The organism is Streptomyces sp. NPDC096311, from assembly GCF_044763085.1.
Lineage (GTDB): Bacteria > Actinomycetota > Actinomycetes > Streptomycetales > Streptomycetaceae > Streptomyces.
The window spans coordinates 197,470-214,463 of sequence record NZ_JBIWFN010000014.1 but is presented as its reverse complement, the minus strand read 5'-3'; the positions used below and the strand labels follow the sequence as shown (position 1 = coordinate 214,463).

Below are 16,994 nucleotides of genomic sequence, written 5' to 3'. Positions count from 1 at the left end.
GCATTCGGCGCGCAAACCTCGCCCGCCCAGGAAATTCGCACGGGACCCGCACCTGTCCGGTACCGCGAAGTGGTACGTCACTTCCCAAGTCGGACGGCGGAGTCATGCGGTTGCCGCCCCAGACCAAGCGTGGCGCACATCACAGCCACAGCCATCCCGCCGAGCAGGAAGAGGTAGGAACCGAATCCCGCGCCGAAGAAGAAGTCCCCTTCCGGGCGGGTGGAGGTGAGCAGGATGACCGCGATCATCCAGCCCGCGGCAGGCGCGACGGCGCCGGCCCGGGAGCCGGTCGCCCGCGATCCGCCCAGGAAGAGCCCGGCCGCGCCGGCCAGGGCGAGCAGCAACCCACCCGGGAACCAGGCGGCTTGCACCAGCGTTCCGGCGGCCCCGACCACCGCGCCGAGCAGGAACAGGCCCAGGTGGGCCACGGTCCGCCCGGCCGAGGGCCGCGGCAGCGGCCGGGTGAGCGTGCTCCCCCGCTGTCCCGACATGCTCATCACGCGTCCGCCTTTCCCTGCTCGGTCTCTTCGGTCTGTGTGGAACCCTGCCCGGTCCCCGTGGAACCCTGATCGACCCCCTCGATCCCCTCGATCCCCGCGAAGAGGTCGGTCTCACGACCGGGTCCCGCGCGCTCACCTCGCACCAACTCGTAGTACTCGGTGGTGAACAGCGGTTGTGCGCGTGCGTTCGACAGCGCGAACCAGGGTTCGGCCACCTCGATCTGGGTGGCGTGCGCCCGCATGGCGGCGGCCTTCGAGGCGGCGTACGCGGTCCCGTCGATCGCGGTGGTGACCACCGTGTCGTCGACCACGCCGGGTACGTCGGCCACGGCGGCGGAGTGCTCGAAGGGCAGTCCGGGCAGGGCCTCGCGCAGCCGCCGGAAGCCCTCCTCGACGACGGAGCGCGGGGCGCGGTTCCAGTAGACCTTGGTGATCTCCCAGGGCGCGCCGAGGCCGGGGTGGACGGCGGGGTCCGCGGCCAGCTCGACGGCGCGCACGGCGACGCGGTGGGCCTGGATGTGGTCCGGGTGTCCGTAGCCCCCGTCGGGGTCGTAGGTGACGAGCACCTGGGGGCGGACCTCGCGGATCACCTCGACCAAGTACGCGGCGGCCTCGTCGACGTCGGCGGACCAGAAGGCGCCCGCGCGGTGGTTCTGCTCCAGGCCCATCATCCCGGAGTCGCCGAAGCGCCCAGGACCGCCGAGGAAGCGGTGGTCGGTGACCCCGAGCTCCTTCATGGCGGCGGCCAGCTCGCCGATCCGGTGCGGGCCGAGCCCGCCCTCGCGGTCGGGCGCGAGATGCGCCAGCTCGGGCGGGATGACCTCGCCCTCCTCGCCGAGGGTGCAGGTCACCAGCGTCACATGGGCGCCCTCGGCCGTGTACCTGGCCATGGTCGCGCCATTGTTGATCGACTCGTCGTCCGGGTGCGCGTGCACCAGGAGCAGACGCCGGTCGGGCAGTTCCGTCATGGAACCCACCCTACGAGGCGCCCGGCCCACCGCCGAGGCGGGCACGGGTCGCGGCGCCGAAGCCCCCCGTCAGAACTTGAAGCTGCCGATCATGTCCGCGACGTTCGTCGTCAGGTCGCTGATCGTGGGGGCCATCGTCGAAGAGGCGAGATAGAAGCCGAACAGGACACACACGACCGCATGGCCGGCCTTCAACCCGGACTTCCTGACCAGGATGACGACGATGATCGCCAGCAGCACCACCGCCGAAATCGAGAGTGCCACGGCGGCTCACCTCCAAAGATCCCAGGGACATGGGGGGTCGGACATGGGGGTCGGTAAATCCATACAGCGGCCAGCAGGTTCATACCCACACACCGCCAGTGATCATAACTATCCATACGCGCGCATCGATCGGCGCACGGCCGCACAAGGGGGCGCATGGCCAATATGGTCAAGGCATGACGACCGAGCCTCTTTCCTTCCCCCGCCGGTACGCCCGGACGCAGCGCTTCACCCTCGGCGCGCCCCGCGCGTTCAGCGTCTCCCCGGACGGTTCCCGGGTGGTGTTTCTGAGGTCCTCCTCCGGTACGGACCGGGCGAATCAACTGTGGGTCCTCGATGTCGCGGAGGGGCAGGAGCGCGTCGCGGCCGACCCGCGGGCGCTGCTCGGCGGCGCCACGGAGCGCCTGTCGGCGGCGGAGCGGGCGCGCCGCGAGCGCAGTCGCGAGGGGGGCGCGGGGATCGTCGGGTATGCCACGGACACGGCGGTCGAGCTGGCCTCTTTCGCCTTGTCAGGGCGGCTTTTCACGGCGGAGCTGCGAGCCGGTACGGCGCGTGAACTCCGGGTCCCTGGACCGGTGATCGACCCGCGCCCCTCACCCGACGGACGGCTCGTCGCGTATGTCCGCGGGGGCGCCCTGCGGGTCGTCGGCGCCGAGGGGGACGGCGACCGGGCACTGGTGGAGCCGGAGTCCGATGCGGATCCAGGGACGGTTTCCTATGGATTGGCTGAGTTCATCGCGGCCGAGGAGATGGGGCGTTCGCGCGGTTTCTGGTGGTCCCCGGAAGGGGACCGGCTGCTGGTCGCGCGGGTCGACGACGCGCCCGTGCGGCGCTGGTGGATTTCCGATCCCGCACAACCGGAACGCGCTCCACAGCAGGTCGGCTACCCGGCCGCCGGAACGGACAATGCGGACGTAAGGCTCTTCGTGGTCAGCCTCGACGGGGTGCGCACGGAGGTGGTCTGGGACCGGGCGCACTACCCGTATCTGGCGCATGTGCACTGGTCAGCGGCGGGCGCGCCATTGATTCTGGTGCAGGCGCGGGATCAGCGCAGTCAGCTGTTCCTGGCCGTCGACCCGGACACCGGGGCGACCCGGATGGTGCACGCCGACGAAGATCGACAATGGCTGGATCTTTTCCCTGGTGCGCCGTGCTGGAGTCCCGCGGGACAGCTCGTACGGATCGCCGACGAGGGCGGGGCACGGGTCCTGGCCTTCGGCGAACGCCCGTTCACGGGACCGCAGTTGCATGTGCGCGCGGTGCTGGACGTCTCGGACGACGACGTGCTGATCTCGGCGTCGGCCGGCGAGGCGGCGACCGCCCCGGAGACGGGCGAGGTGCATGTCTACCGCGTCAACGAGCTCGGTGTCGAGCGTCTCTCCCAAGCACCCGGCGTGCACGCGGCGGTGCGCGGCGGGGGCGTGACCGTGCTGGTCTCCTCGGTGCCGGACCGGCCGGGAGCCCAGGTGCAGGTACTGCGGGGCGGAAAGCGGACGGCGACTGTCACGTCGTATGCAGAAAGTCCCGGTCTGTCCCCGCGCGCGACGCTCACCGAGGGGGGCGCACGGAAAATCTCATGCGCCCTGCTTATGCCTACTGACTACGACGGTGTCACTCCCCTCCCCGTCCTCATGGACCCCTACGGCGGTCCGCACGGCCCCCGGGTGCTGGCCGCGCACAACGCGCACCTCACCTCGCAGTGGTTCGCCGACCAGGGCTTCGCGGTGGTCGTCGCCGACGGCCGCGGCACCCCCGGCCGCTCCCCCGCCTGGGAGAAGGCGGTCCGCGACGACTTCACGCTCGCCCTCGACGACCAGATCGACGCGCTGCACGGCCTCGCGGAGAAGTTCCCGCTGGATCTGTCCCGGGTGGCGATCCGGGGCTGGTCGTTCGGCGGCTGGCTCGCGGGGCTCGCCGTGCTGCGCCGCCCCGACGTCTTCCACGCGGGCATCGCGGGCGCCCCGGTCACCGACTGGCGGCTGTACGACACCCACTACACGGAGCGCTACCTCGGTGATCCGGCGGCGGCCGCTGAGGCGTACGCGAAGAGCTCGCTGATCACGGACGACGGACTGTCCGCGCCCGCCGAACCCCACCGGCCGCTGATGATCGTGCACGGCCTCGCGGACGACAACGTGGTGGTCGCGCACGCCCTGCGGCTCTCCTCGGCGCTGCTGGCCGCGGGCCGCCCGCACGAGGTGCTGCCCCTGTCGGGCGTCACCCACATGACCCCGCAGGAACAGGTCGCGGAGAACCTCCTGCTGCTCCAGGTGGACTTCCTGAAGCGATCACTGGGCATGACCGGCTGAACACATGCGACAGGCCGGGGCGACATGGCGCGCCCCGGCCCGTCTACGGCACCCGCACGGCCGTACGATGATTACCTTGACGCGTCCGTATATCGGTGCCGCTTCGGCCAAGTTGCCTGCGTGTTAACGAAGTTCGCCAGCATTTGCGGGGTTATGTCGCCCGCTCGGGCGGTTCCTCCGGCGGTACGACCCGCTTCTCCTCGGCGAAATGACAGGCCGAGTCGTGGGCGGCCGGACCCTCCACGAGGCGGAACTCCATGGGCACCGCGAGCGGCGGCACCTCCAGCGCGCAGCGCTCCTGGGCCTTCCAGCAGCGGGTGCGGAAGCGGCAGCCGGAGGGGATGTTCGCCGGGGAGGGCACGTCTCCGGCGAGGATGATCCGCTCCCGGCGTTCGCGGGCCTCCGGGTCGGGGACGGGCACGGCGGAGAGCAGGGCCTGGGTGTACGGGTGCGTCGGGTGGTCGTAGATCTCGGCGTCCCTGCCGGTCTCCACGATCCGTCCGAGGTACATCACGCCGACCCGGTCGGAGATGTGCCGCACGATGGAGAGGTCGTGCGCGATGAAGACGTAGCTCAGGTCGAACTCGTCCTGGAGCCGCTCCATCAGGTTGATCACCTGCGCCTGCACCGAGACGTCGAGCGCCGAGACGGGCTCGTCGGCGACGATGATCTCGGGGCGCAGCGCCAACCCCCGTGCGATGCCGATGCGTTGACGCTGACCGCCGGAGAACTGGTGCGGGTAGCGGTTGATGTACTCGGGGTTGAGGCCGACCACGTCCAGCAGGTCCTGGACCCGTCTCCTGCGGTCGCCCTTGGGCGCGACCTCGGGGTGGATCTCGTAGGGCTCCCCGATGATGTCGCCGACGGTCATGCGCGGGTTGAGCGAGGTGTACGGGTCCTGGAAGACCATCTGGATGTTGCGGCGTACGGCCTTGAGCGCCCTGCCGGACAGTTTGGTGATGTCCTCGCCCTTGTACTTGATCGTCCCGTCCGTCGGTTTCTCCAGGTTGACCAGCATCCTGGCGACCGTCGACTTGCCGCAGCCGGACTCGCCGACGATGCCGAGGGTCTCGCCCGCGGCGAGTTCGAAGTCGACTCCGTCGACGGCCCTGACCGCGCCGATCTGCTTCTTGAAGAGAATCCCCCGCGTCAGCGGGTAGTGCTTGACCAGGCCGCTGACCTCCAGAATCGCCTCAGCCATCGAGGCACTCCCGCCAGAAGAAGCAGGCGCTGGTGCTGGCCCCGGCCTCCGGGTCCGCCTCCGCACGGCCCACCCCTTCACGGTCCACCTCGAACAGCGGCGGCACCTCGGTGCGGCAGATGTCCTGGGCCATCGGACAGCGCGGGTTGAAGGCGCAGCCGGGCGGGATGTGCATCAGGTTGGGCGGCAGGCCCTTGATCGCGTAGAGCTCCTGGCCCTTCTGGTCGAGGCGCGGGATCGACTCCAGGAGGCCCTTGGTGTACGGGTGGGCGGGGGCCTTGTAGATGTCGTGGACCGGCGCGGACTCGACGATCCGGCCCGCGTACATGACGGCGATCCGGTCGGCGACGTCCGCGACGACGCCGAGGTCGTGGGTGATGAGGATGAGCCCCATGTCGAGCTCGCGCTGCAGCTCGGCGAGCAAATCCATGACCTGGGCCTGGACGGTGACGTCGAGGGCGGTGGTCGGCTCGTCGGCGATGATCAGGGCGGGCTCCAGGGCCAGCGCCATCGCGATCATGATGCGCTGGCGCATACCGCCGGAGAACTGGTGCGGATAGTCGCGCACCCGGTCGGCGGCGGCCGGGATGCGCACCCGGTCCATCAGCTCGATCGCCTTGGCGCGGGCGTCCTTGCGGGACATCCCGCGGTGCACGGTGAACATCTCGCCGAGCTGGTCGCCGACGCTGAGCACGGGGTTGAGGGAGGACAGCGCGTCCTGGAAGATCATCGCCATCTCGGCGCCGCGGACCTTGCGCCGCTCGTCCTCCTTGAGCTTCAGCAGGTCCCGGCCCTGGAAGAGGATCTCGCCGCCGGTGATCCTGCCGGGCGGCATGTCGAGGATGCCCATCACGGCCTGCGCGGTGACGGACTTGCCGGAACCGGACTCACCGAGGACGGCGAGCGTCTCGCCCTCGTCCACGCCGTAGTCGACCCCGTTGACGGCCTTGGCGACTCCGTCCCGGGTGCGGAACTCCACGTGCAGATCGCGTACTTCGAGCAGCACGGCCGTCACCTCAGCTTCGGGTCGAGGGCGTCGCGCACCGCGTCGCCGAGCATGATGAACGCGAGCACGGTGATCGCGAGGGCGCCGGCGGGCCACAGCAGCATGTGCGGGGCCGTGCGGATGTAGGCGGAGGCCGAGGAGATGTCGATGCCCCAGCTGACCGTGGGGGGCTTCAGGCCCACGCCGAGGTAGGAGAGCGTCGCCTCCAGCGCGATATAGGTGCCGAGCGCGATGGTGGCGACGACGATGACCGGCGCGACGGCGTTGGGGGTGATGTGCCGGAGCATCAGGCGGGAGTTCGAGGCACCGAGGGCGCGGGCGGCCTGGACGTAGTCGTTCTGCTTGATGGTGATGACGGAGCCGCGCGCGATGCGCGAGATCTGGGGCCAGCCGAGCAGCACCATGAACCCGATGACGGGCCAGATGGTGTTGCTGGTCACCACGGAGAGGAGGACCAGGCCGCCGAGCACGACGGGGATCGCGAAGAAGATGTCGGTGATCCGGGACAGGACCGAGTCGCCCACTCCGCCGAAGAACCCCGCGAGCCCGCCGAGCACCGAGCCGAGGATCGCGACGCCGAGAGTGGCGCAGACGCCGACGCTGATCGACACACGGGTCCCGTACACCACCCGTGTGTAGACGTCGCAGCCCTGCCCGTCGAACCCGAAGGGATGTCCCGGCTGCGAGCCCTCCTGGGCCTTGGCGAGGTCGCACTTGAGGGGGTTCTGGGTGGCGATCAGCGAGGGCCACAGGGAGATGACGACCAGGAAGAGGATGAGGAGCCCGGAGACGATGAAGACGGGGTTGCGCCGCAGATCGCGCCAGGCGTCGGACCACAGGCTCCTGGGCTTCTCCTGAGGGCCCGCGCCCTCGGGGCCGCCGGGCGTCCGCTCCAGGGTGGCGCCCTCGCTCGTGGCGAGGTCCATGGCGCCGCCCGCGCCGGTCGCGGCGATGGCGCCCTCCCGCTGGTACGGCGGCTGCTCAGGCATAGCGGATCCTCGGGTCGAGTACGGCGTAGAGGAGGTCGACGAGCAGGTTGGCGACCAGGAAGACGAGCACGAGGACGGTCACGAAGCCGACCACGGTCTGGGTGTTCTGCCGCACGATCCCCTGGTAGAGCTGGTAGCCGACGCCGTGGATGTTGAAGATCCGCTCGGTGACGATCGCGCCGCCCATGAGCGCGCCGATGTCCGTGCCGATGAAGGTGACCACGGGGATCAGCGAGTTGCGCAGCAGGTGCTTGGTGATCACCCGGTGCCGGGGCAGGCCCTTGGCGACGGCTGTCCGGACGTAGTCGGACCGCTTGTTCTCGGCGATGGAGGTCCGGGTGAGCCGGGTGACGTAGGCGAGGGAGACGGAGGCGAGGACCAGTCCGGGAACGATCAGTTCGCCGAAGGTGGCGTCCGTGGAGACCGAGGGTCTGATCCAGCCCCACTCGACACCGAGAAGTAGTTGCAACAGCAATCCGGTGACGAAGGTCGGGATCGAGATGACGACGAGGGTCAGCAGCAGGACACCGGTGTCGACGGGCCGGCCGCGGCGCAGCCCGGTGACGACGCCCAGCAGGATGCCGATGACGATCTCGAAGAGGATCGCGACGATCGTCAATCGGATGGTGACGGGGAAGGAGTCGGCCATCAGCTCGGTCACCGGCTGCCCGGTGAAGGCGGTGCCGAAGTCGCCGGTGAAGACATTGCCCATGTACGTGAGGTATTGCTGCCACACCGGCTTGTCGAGGCCGAAGTCCTTGCGCAGCTGGGCGGCGGTGGCGGGGTCGCACTGCCGCTCGCCGCACAGACCCGCGATGGGGTCGCCCATCACGTTCACCATCAGGAAGATCAAGAGCGTGGCGCCGATGAAGACCGGGATCATCTGGAGCAGACGCCGGATCACATACCGTCCCATGAGGGCTCCGGAGGTAGTACGGGGCCCATGCCCGGATTCGCTTCAGCAACCCGGACGTTCACCCCGTGGACGGCTCAGCTGACCTTGATCTCGTCGTAGACGGGCACGCTGAACTGGTTGAGCGCCACGCCCGAGATCCTGTCCGAGTAGCCCGCGCTGCCGTTCTGGTACCAGAGCGGGATGGCGGCCATGTTGTCCCGTACGACCCCTTCGGCCTGCTGGAAGAGCTTGATGGCCTTGGCCTTGTCGGTCTCGGCGTTCGCCTGGTCGACGAGCTTGTCGAAGTCCTTGTTGGACCACTTGCCGTCGTTGGAGGAGGCGTTCGTGTAGTACAGCGGCTGAAGGAAGTTCTGGATCAGCGGGTAGTCCATCTGCCAGCCGGCCCGGAACGGACCCGGCATCTTGTGCTGCCCGATCTGGTTGCGGAAGTCGGCGAAGGTGCCGATCGGGTTGCCGACGCAGGCCTTGTCGTTGCCCAGCGCGTTGTTGATGGAGTTGCAGACGGCGTCGATCCACTCCTTGTGGGAGCCGCTGTCCGCGTTGTACGAGATCTTGATCTGGCCGCCGGGCAGTCCACCGCTGGCCTGGATCAGCTTCTTCGCCTGCGCGGGGTCGTACCGGCAGGAGGCGCCGCACAGTCCGTCCTGGAAGCCGCCGGCCGCGCCGAGCACCGGTGAGGTCCAGTCGGAGGCCGGGGTGCGGGTCTTCTGGAAGATCGTGCTGGTGATCTGGTCCCGGTTGATCGCCATGGACAGGCCCTTGCGGACGTTCTCCATGCCGCTCTTGTCCCAGGCCTGGTCGTAGAACGGGAAGGCGATGGTCTGGATGATGCCGGCCGGGCTGTTGATGTACCGGCCGCCGAGATCGTTCTTCACGTTCTTGAGCTGGGCGGCGGGCACATCGTCGACGAGGTCGAGGTTGCCCGCCAACAGGTCGGTGTAGGCGGTGTTGCTGTCGGTGTAGACCTTCAGGTCCACCCCGCCGTTCTGTGCCTTGTCCGTCCCCGGGTACGCGTCCCACTTCCGCAGGGACATCATCGAGCCCTTGGCGTACGAGTCGACGGTGTAGGGCCCGTTGCCGATCGGTTTCTTCAGCCAGGCCGCGTGGTCGCTGAAGAACGCCTTGGGCAGCGGTGCGAAGGCGACGTAGCCGAGGGTGTCGGGGAAGGTCGAGAACTTCTGGTTGAGCTTGACGGTGAAGGTGTGCGCGCCGGTGACCTTCAGCCCCGACAGCGTGTCCGCGCTCTGCGTTCCCGTCTCGGGGTGGACCTTGTCGTAGCCCTCGATGTACCCGAAGAAGTACGCGTTCTTCTGGTTGTTCTTGAGACTGGCCCCGTAGTTCCAGGCGTCCACGAAGGACTGCGCGGTGACGGGCTCTCCGTTGCTGAACGTCCAGCCGTCCTTGACGGTGATCGTGAAGTTCTGCGAGTCCGAGGTGTCGATCTTCTGCGCCAGCATGTTCTGGGCCGCGCCGGTCCTGGCGTCGTACCGCTTCAGACCCCGGAAGATCATGTCGAGGACCTTGCCGCCCTGCACCTCGTTGGTGTTGGACGGCTCCAGCGGGTTCTGCGGGTCCCCCCAGGAGGAACTGAGCACGCCGGACGCGCCGCCGCCGCTGCCGCCGCCTCCGCCGCCACAGGCCGTCGCCACGAGGGCCACCGCCGCCGCGCCCACGGCCCATGTGGCATGCGTCGCTCCACGCATGGAGTGCCTCCCAGAGTGCGCTGCCGCCAGCGCCGCGGCGCTGTTCCATTACCGGCCAATATCAACCGGTAACGCGCATACCGCACATTCAGGCCACCCGTACGTGGACGACCAACTCCACCTCGAAGCCGTCCGCGTCCTCCAGATACGCGGCGCAGTGCTGCGGACCGCCCGCGTGCGGATAGCGGTCCGAAAAGAGAGGTGACCAGCCGTGGCGGGGTGCTTCGGCCACGAGCCGGTCGAGTTCGGTGCGGTCCGGCACGTGGAAGGCGAGGTGGTTCAGGCCGGGGCGCAGACGGTCGTGGGAGTCCGCCTTCAGCGCGGGCGACTGCTCGACGACGAGATAGGTCTCGCCCCGGCGCCAACTGCGGCCGTGCGGCCACTCCTGGTACGGCTCACAGCCCAGGCGCTCCAGCAGCCATCCCCAGGAGCGGACCGCGCGCTCCAGGTCCGGCACCCACAGTTCGACGTGATGCAGCATCTTCCCTCACATGAAAGAGCCGGTTCCCGGCACCGCGGTGGCGGTGCCGGGAACCGGCCTGTCGATCACGGGACGCGTGGCGCTCAGGCCGCCTGCACGACGTTCTTCTCCTCGGCGAAGTGGCACGCCGACTCATGGGCCGCCGGCGAGTCCACGCCCATGAACACCTCGGGCACCGCGAGGATCGGGGTCTCCACGGAGCACTTGTCCTGGGCCTTCCAGCAGCGGGTGCGGAAGCTGCAGCCCGACGGCGGGTTGGCCGGGGACGGCACGTCACCGGTCAGGATGATCCGCTCGCGGTGCTCACGGGCCTCCGGGTCCGGCACCGGCACGGCCGACAGCAGCGCCTGGGTGTAGGGGTGCGTCGGGTGGTCGTAGATCTGCTCGTCGCTGCCGATCTCCGCCATCTTGCCGAGGTACATGACGCCGACACGGTCCGAGATGTGCCGGACGATCGACAGGTCGTGCGCGATGAAGAGGTAGGACAGGTTGAACTCGTCCTGCAGCTTCTCCATCAGGTTGATGACCTGCGCCTGCACCGACACGTCGAGCGCCGACACCGGCTCGTCGCAGATGATGATCTCGGGGTTGAGCGCGAGACCGCGGGCGATGCCGATGCGCTGACGCTGACCGCCGGAGAACTGGTGCGGGTAGCGGTTGATGTACTCGGGGTTGAGGCCGACCACGTCCAGCAGTTCCTGGACCTTGCGCCGCCGGTCGCCCTTCGGAGCCACCTCGGGGTGGATGTCGAAGGGCTCACCGATGATGTCGCCCACCGTCATACGGGGGTTGAGCGAGGTGTACGGGTCCTGGAAGACCATCTGGATGTTGCGGCGCACGGCCTTCAGGGCGCGCCCGGACAGCTTGGTGATGTCCTGGCCCTTGTAGAAGATCTCGCCCGCGGTGGCCCGCTCCAGGTTCATCAGGAGCTTGGCCACGGTGGACTTGCCACAGCCGGACTCGCCCACGATGCCCAGCGTCTCGCCCTGGTGCAGATCGAAGGAGACACCGTCGACGGCCTTCACCGCGCCGATCTGCCGCCTGAACAGGATGCCCTGGGTGAGCGGGAAGTGCTTTTTCAGGTTGCGCACCTGCAGGATCGGCTCGCCGCGGTCCACCGGCGCCTCGATCGCGGCGACCGCCTCCGTCTCGGAGTGGGCGTCGACGACCTCCACGTCGGAGACGTTCGGGGTGGCCTCCTGCTCGTCGTTCTTGCTGAGCTCAGCCATGGATCGTCTCCTTCCAGAAGTGGCAGGCCGAACCGCGGCCGACCAGCTCGGTGCCGTCCTGCTCGCTCACCGGGAGCAGCGCCGGCACGTCGGTGCGGCAGATGTCCTGGGCCTTGGGGCAGCGCGGGTTGAAGGCGCAACCGGTCGGAATGCGCAGCAGGTTGGGCGGCAGCCCCTTGATCGCGTACAGCTCCTGGCCCTTCTGGTCCAGGCGCGGGATCGAGTCCAGCAGACCCCGCGTGTACGGGTGCGCGGGGCGCTTGTACAGCTCGTGGACCGGGGCACGCTCCACGATCCGGCCCGCGTACATCACGGCGATCTTGTCCGCGACGTCGGCGACGACGCCGAGGTCGTGGGTGATCAGGATCAGGCCCATGTTGTACTCGCGCTGAAGGTCCGCGAGCAGGTCCATGACCTGGGCCTGGACCGTCACGTCGAGCGCCGTGGTGGGCTCGTCCGCGATGATCAGGTCCGGCTCCAGGGCCAGCGCCATCGCGATCATGATGCGCTGGCGCATACCGCCCGAGAACTGGTGCGGGTAGTCGTTCACGCGGGCCGCGGAGGCCGGGATCTTCACCCGGTCCATCAGCTCGATCGCCTTGGCCTTGGCCTCCTTCTTGGAGAGGCCCTGGTGCACCCGGAACATCTCGCCGAGCTGGTAGCCGACGGACAGGACCGGGTTGAGCGAGCTGAGCGCGTCCTGGAAGATCATGGCGATCTTCTGGCCGCGGATCTTGCGGCGCTCCTCGCCGGACATCTTGAGCATGTCCTGGCCGCGGAAGAGGATCTCGCCCTGCGGGATCCTCGCCGGCGGCATGTCGAGGATGCCCATGATCGCCTGCGCGGTCACGGACTTGCCGGAGCCGGACTCGCCGAGCACGGCGAGGGTCTCGCCCGCGCTGACGCTGTAGTTGACGCCGTTGACCGCCTTGGCCACGCCCTCGCGGGTGTGGAACTCGACGTGCAGGTCACGCACTTCGAGCAGCGGCCCGTCGTCGGCGCCGCCCTTACGCGGGGCGGGCACCGGGACGGAGTCTTCTTCGATGATGGTCACGTACGCCTCCCTCAGCGCAGCTTCGGGTCGAGGGCGTTGCGGACGGCCTCACCGAGCATGATGAACGCCAGCACCGTGATGCTGAGCATGATCGACGGGTAGAGCATGATCCACTGCGCCACGCGGATCTGGTTGCCGCCGTCCGAGATGTCGTTGCCCCAGGACACGCCGTTGAGGCCGAGTCCGAGGAAGGACAGGGTCGCCTCGGCGGAGATGTAGACACCGAGCGAGATGGTGGAGACGACGATCACGGGGGCGAGGGTGTTCGGCAGGATGTGCCGGAACATGATCCGCGGGGTGCTCGCGCCCAGGGCCTTGGCCGCGTGTACGTAGTCGGCCTGCTTGGTGGTGATCACCGCGCCGCGCATCACTCGGGCGATCTGCGTCCAGCCGAAGGCGGCCAGCGCGCCGATGACGACCCAGGTCGTGCGGTCCGGGAAGGAGGTCAGCACGACCATGGTGGCGAGCAGGAACGGGATGCCGAAGAAGACGTCCGTCAGGCGCGACAGGATCGAGTCGACGATGCCGCCGAAGTATCCGGCGATCATGCCCATCAGGCCACCCACGACCGTCACCGCGAGGGTGGTGCCGAAGCCCACGGCCACGGAGGCCCGGGTGCCGTAGATGGTACGGGCGTAGACACTGCGGCCCTGCTGGTCGTAGCCCAGCCAGTCCGCGGAGAACACATGGCCCAGCTTCGGCTTCTGCAGGAAGTGCTTGGCCAGATCGCCCTTGATCGGGTCGGTGTCGGTGAACAGCCCCGGGAAGAAGGTGATCGTCAGCAGCAGCAGGATCAGCACCGCCGAGACACCGAAGATCCAGCTGTGCCGGAGGTCGTTCCAGGCGTCGCCCCACAGGCTGCGGGACTTCTCCGGCTTGGCCGCGGGGACCGCCACCGGGGTGGCCGCGCCGTCGGTCGCCACCGCCGTCTGGACGTCGGTCTTGGTCACGTCAGGCATAGCGAATCCTCGGGTCCAGGACCGCGTACAGCAGGTCGACGAGCAGGCTGGCGAGGAGATAGACCAGCACCAGGATGGTCACCAGGCCGACGAGCGTGGTGCCTTCACGCCGCACGATGGACTGGTAGATCGTGCCGCCGATGCCCTGGATGTTGAACAGGCCCTCGGTGACGACGGCTCCGCCCATCAGCGCGCCGATGTCGGTGCCCAGGTAGGTGATCACGGGGATCAGCGAGTTGCGCATGAGGTGGACGCCCACCACACGACGCCGGGGCAGGCCCTTGGCGATGGCCGTACGGATGTAGTCGGCGCGCAGGTTCTCGGCGACCGACGTACGGGTGAGCCGGGTCACATAGGCCAGCGAGGCGGTCGCGAGGACGAACGCCGGCATCAGCAACTCGTTGTAGTTCGTGGAGTCGTTCACGTTCGGCGGCAGCCAGTTGAGCTGGAAGGCGAAGACGACCTTCAGGATGAAGCCGAGAACGAACACCGGAACGGAGATCAGCAGCAGCGAGACCAGCAGGATCGCGTTGTCCGCGAACCGCCCGGCGCGCATGCCCGCCCAGACGCCCAGGGCGATGCCCAGGACGACCTCGATGGCGAAGGACAGCGAGGCCAGACGAAGGGTCACCGGGAACGCCTCGCCGAGGACGTCCGTGACGGGGCGGCCGCTCGCGATCTGCGTGCCGAAGTCGAAGTGAAGGATCATGTCCTTCATGTAGTGGTAGTACTGCACCAGGATCGGCTGGTCCAGGCCGTACTGATGTCTCAGTGAGGCGATGACGGCAGGGCTTCCGCCCTTGTCGCCGAACAGGCCTCGCACGGGGTCGCCGGGCAGGGCGTAGACCATGAGAAAGATCAGCAGGGTTGTCCCGATGAAGACCGGGATCATCTGGAGCAGTCGTCGTGCGACGTAGCGCCCCATCGTGCCTCCATGTAGTTACTACGACGACAGCCGACGGGCCCTTTCCCTGCGCACCCCTGAACGATGCGCATGGAAAGGGCCCCCCGGCCGCTGCCGTCCCCCCGGGCGCGGCGCACGAGGCGGCGCCGCACCCGGGATCACGGGCTGATTGCGGTTACTTCTTGACCTGAACGCCGGTCAGGATCGGGTCGCCGTCCTGGGCGTACTCGACGCCGGTGACCTTGTCCGAGTAGCCCGCGTTGACCTTGTAGTACCAGAGCGGAATGCTCGGCATGTAGTTGACGAGCTCCTTCTCGATGGCCTGGTACTTCTTCTCCGAGTCCGCGAGCGAGCTGGCGCTGTCGGCCGCGGCGATATCGGCGTCGATCTTCTTGTTCGAGAAGCCGCTCGTGTTGCCGTCCGACTTGGTGCCGAACAGGTCACGGATGAAGTTGGCGTTCATCGGGAAGTCGAGCACCCAGCCACTGCGGTACATGGACTTGACCGCGTGCGCGTCACGCGCGTCCAGGTCGGCCTGGAAGTCGGCCTTGGAGTCGCCGGAGCACTTGACACCGGTGGCGTTGGTGATCGAGTTGCAGACCGCCTCCACCCACTCCTTGTGACCGCCGTCGGCGTTGTACTGGATGGTCATGGCGTTGCCCGGGACGCCGCCGCCGTCCTTGATGAGCTGCTTCGCCTTGGTCGGGTTGTACGTGAAGACGTCACCGCCGACGTTCGGCTCGTAGCCGAGCACACCCTTCGCGACCCAGCCGGTGGCGGGCTCGCGGGTGCCCTGGAGCACCGTCTTGGTGATGGTGGCGCGGTCGATCGCCATCGACAGGCCCTGCAGGACCTTCGGGTTGATGTCCTTCCACTGCTTGGTGTAGAAGGCCGGCGTGATCGTCTGGATCGCCGAGTACGCCTTGTCCACCGCGCGGCTGCCGAGGTCCGACTTGTAGACCGGCAGGTCCTTCGGGGCGACCTGACGCAGAACGTCGACGTTGCCCGACTTCAGGTCCTCGTAGGCCGTCTCCAGGTTGGTGTAGTTCTTGAAGAGCACACCACCGTTCTTGGCCTTGTCCGGACCCTGGTAGCCGTCGAACTTGGCGACCTCGATCTGCTTCTTGTGCGCCCAGCTGACGAACTTGTACGGGCCGTTGCCGATCGGGTGCTCGCCCGCGGCCTTCGGGTCCTTGTAGAAGGACTCGGGCAGCGGCGAGAAGACCTCGTAGCCGAGCTTGTAGACGTAGTAGGGGATCGCCTTGGAGAGCGTGATCGTGAAGGTGTTGTCGTCGACGACCTTCAGACCGGACATCTCCGTGGCCTTCGGCTTGCCCTTCGCCGGGGCGACGTCGTCGTAGCCCGCGATGTCGGAGAACCAGAAGCTGTTGGTCTGCTTGTTCGCCGGGGCGGCAGCCCAGTTCCACGCCTTGACGTAGGACGTGGCGGTCACCGGGGTGCCGTCGTGGAACTTCCAGCCCGACTTCAGCTTGACCGTGTACGTCTTGTTGTCCTTCGTGTCCACCGACTGGGCGTTCACGTAGACGATGTTGCCCTTGTCGTCGTAGCTCACGAGCTGCGAGAAGAGCGACTTGATGACGATGCTGCCGTTGGACTCCATGGTGTTGGCCGGCTGCAGCGGGTTCTGCGGCTCGCCCACCTCGACCGAGAACTTACCGGCCGGGTCGACGGCGGCCTTGCTGTCGCTGCCCTTGTCGCTACCGCCACCACCACAGGCGGTCGCTCCCAGCGCCACAACCGCGGCTATCGCGACCCACTTGGCGCTCTTGGCACCGCGCATGGGTTCCTCCTCATGAGTCCATTGGTTCACCGCAAAAGGGAGCACTAGTCACACTGCCGACACTTGGGACGGAGAAAGTGCTGGTGCCCCCTGCGCTCGCAAGCCGACGCCACCTGAAGGCGTATGGCCCGTTGATCCGAGCTCTACGCGCCTAACTATCTGCCATGGGCCAGAGCCCGACCACACTCACAAGGTCTCGGTTCGATCACACCTGTCGCCTACTTCTTCCAAAATCCGGACAAAGGGTTTGCTGAAAGATCCCTCCGAAACGGACTTGTTACACATCTATCGGTCTCGACCGTCCGCATTGCGGACGCACGGAGCGAAAAAAGAGGTTGCGGCTATCGTGGCCGTCATGCGGGGGTGCCATCGGCGTGCCCACCCACCCCGGACCGGCGGAGGCAGCTGCCCCGTTTCGCGGTCAACGGGCTTGCATGACAAGGCCGTTCGCTGATCAAGCGGGTACGTCCCCGACGGTGTGATCACGGCGCCGAGACACGCCGCGCGGCCGGGACCCACGTGATTGCAGGGTAGTGGGAACCGGCCAATTTGGAGGGCTCCTCCTCCGTAATGAAGGGTTTTCCCTACCGTCCCCTCGCTCTCCGCCCTATCGCAGCCACGTACCGCGGCGCAAACCGCGTGTCGCGCTCGGCACGCCCCCCAACGCAACGGGCACCCCGCGGATGCGAGGTGCCCGAAATCACTGCGGA

Annotated in this window: 15 protein-coding genes; 1 reads left to right on the top strand and 14 read right to left on the bottom strand. The window is 67.9% G+C overall.

Annotation, left to right across the window (positions count from 1 at the left end):
- Positions 1-77 precede the first annotated feature (77 nt).
- The 3 genes from ACIRA5_RS32890 to ACIRA5_RS32880 form a co-directional block, all read right to left on the bottom strand.
- Positions 78-497, bottom strand: a complete 420-nt coding sequence (locus tag ACIRA5_RS32890) for a DUF6113 family protein (RefSeq protein WP_403696967.1) — start codon at positions 495-497, stop codon at positions 78-80.
- Entirely contained in the window at positions 497-1,468 is a 972-nt protein-coding gene (mshB, locus tag ACIRA5_RS32885) for an N-acetyl-1-D-myo-inositol-2-amino-2-deoxy-alpha-D-glucopyranoside deacetylase (RefSeq protein ID WP_403696965.1), read from the bottom strand. The genes ACIRA5_RS32890 and mshB overlap by 1 nt, the downstream gene beginning before the upstream one ends.
- 69 nt (positions 1,469-1,537) lie before the next feature.
- On the bottom strand, positions 1,538-1,732 hold the full coding sequence (locus ACIRA5_RS32880) for a hypothetical protein (protein WP_054228237.1): 195 nt from the start codon (positions 1,730-1,732) through the stop codon (positions 1,538-1,540).
- Between the two features lie 176 nt (positions 1,733-1,908).
- On the opposite strand from ACIRA5_RS32880, the gene ACIRA5_RS32875 reads away from it, so the two are divergent.
- Positions 1,909-4,041, top strand: coding sequence for a prolyl oligopeptidase family serine peptidase (locus ACIRA5_RS32875; protein WP_403696962.1), 2,133 nt, complete (start codon positions 1,909-1,911; stop codon positions 4,039-4,041).
- A gap of 151 nt (positions 4,042-4,192) precedes the next feature.
- Here the strand turns inward: ACIRA5_RS32875 and ACIRA5_RS32870 are convergent, their stop codons facing one another.
- From ACIRA5_RS32870 to ACIRA5_RS32820, 11 genes are all read right to left on the bottom strand, one after another.
- Positions 4,193-5,242: an ABC transporter ATP-binding protein gene (locus ACIRA5_RS32870; protein ID WP_403696959.1), complete on the bottom strand. Its 1,050-nt coding sequence runs from the start codon at positions 5,240-5,242 to the stop codon at positions 4,193-4,195.
- The gene (locus tag ACIRA5_RS32865; RefSeq protein ID WP_403696957.1) at positions 5,235-6,248 is read right to left on the bottom strand and encodes an ABC transporter ATP-binding protein; all 1,014 of its coding nucleotides are present in this window, start codon (positions 6,246-6,248) and stop codon (positions 5,235-5,237) included. Before ACIRA5_RS32865 ends, ACIRA5_RS32870 begins: the two co-directional genes overlap by 8 nt.
- A gap of 5 nt (positions 6,249-6,253) precedes the next feature.
- Positions 6,254-7,237, bottom strand: coding sequence for an ABC transporter permease (locus ACIRA5_RS32860; RefSeq protein WP_403696955.1), 984 nt, complete (start codon positions 7,235-7,237; stop codon positions 6,254-6,256).
- Entirely contained in the window at positions 7,230-8,153 is a 924-nt protein-coding gene (locus ACIRA5_RS32855) for an ABC transporter permease (RefSeq protein ID WP_403696952.1), read from the bottom strand. The genes ACIRA5_RS32860 and ACIRA5_RS32855 overlap by 8 nt, the downstream gene beginning before the upstream one ends.
- 74 nt (positions 8,154-8,227) lie before the next feature.
- Entirely contained in the window at positions 8,228-9,856 is a 1,629-nt protein-coding gene (locus tag ACIRA5_RS32850) for an ABC transporter substrate-binding protein (protein ID WP_403696949.1), read from the bottom strand.
- 88 nt (positions 9,857-9,944) lie between these two features.
- Complete coding sequence (locus ACIRA5_RS32845) at positions 9,945-10,337, bottom strand: VOC family protein (RefSeq protein WP_403696947.1); 393 nt, start codon at positions 10,335-10,337, stop codon at positions 9,945-9,947.
- 83 nt (positions 10,338-10,420) lie between these two features.
- Positions 10,421-11,566, bottom strand: coding sequence for an ABC transporter ATP-binding protein (locus ACIRA5_RS32840; protein WP_403696945.1), 1,146 nt, complete (start codon positions 11,564-11,566; stop codon positions 10,421-10,423).
- Entirely contained in the window at positions 11,559-12,620 is a 1,062-nt protein-coding gene (locus ACIRA5_RS32835; protein ID WP_054228245.1) for an ABC transporter ATP-binding protein, read from the bottom strand. Before ACIRA5_RS32835 ends, ACIRA5_RS32840 begins: the two co-directional genes overlap by 8 nt.
- A gap of 11 nt (positions 12,621-12,631) precedes the next feature.
- Positions 12,632-13,579 carry an ABC transporter permease gene (locus tag ACIRA5_RS32830; RefSeq protein ID WP_403696942.1) on the bottom strand — a complete coding sequence of 316 codons (948 nt, stop codon included), beginning with the start codon at positions 13,577-13,579 and terminating at the stop codon, positions 12,632-12,634.
- Complete coding sequence (locus tag ACIRA5_RS32825; protein ID WP_099920803.1) at positions 13,572-14,504, bottom strand: ABC transporter permease; 933 nt, start codon at positions 14,502-14,504, stop codon at positions 13,572-13,574. The genes ACIRA5_RS32830 and ACIRA5_RS32825 overlap by 8 nt, the downstream gene beginning before the upstream one ends.
- 154 nt (positions 14,505-14,658) lie before the next feature.
- Positions 14,659-16,284 carry an ABC transporter substrate-binding protein gene (locus ACIRA5_RS32820; RefSeq protein ID WP_403696939.1) on the bottom strand — a complete coding sequence of 542 codons (1,626 nt, stop codon included), beginning with the start codon at positions 16,282-16,284 and terminating at the stop codon, positions 14,659-14,661.
- Positions 16,285-16,994 lie beyond the last annotated feature (710 nt).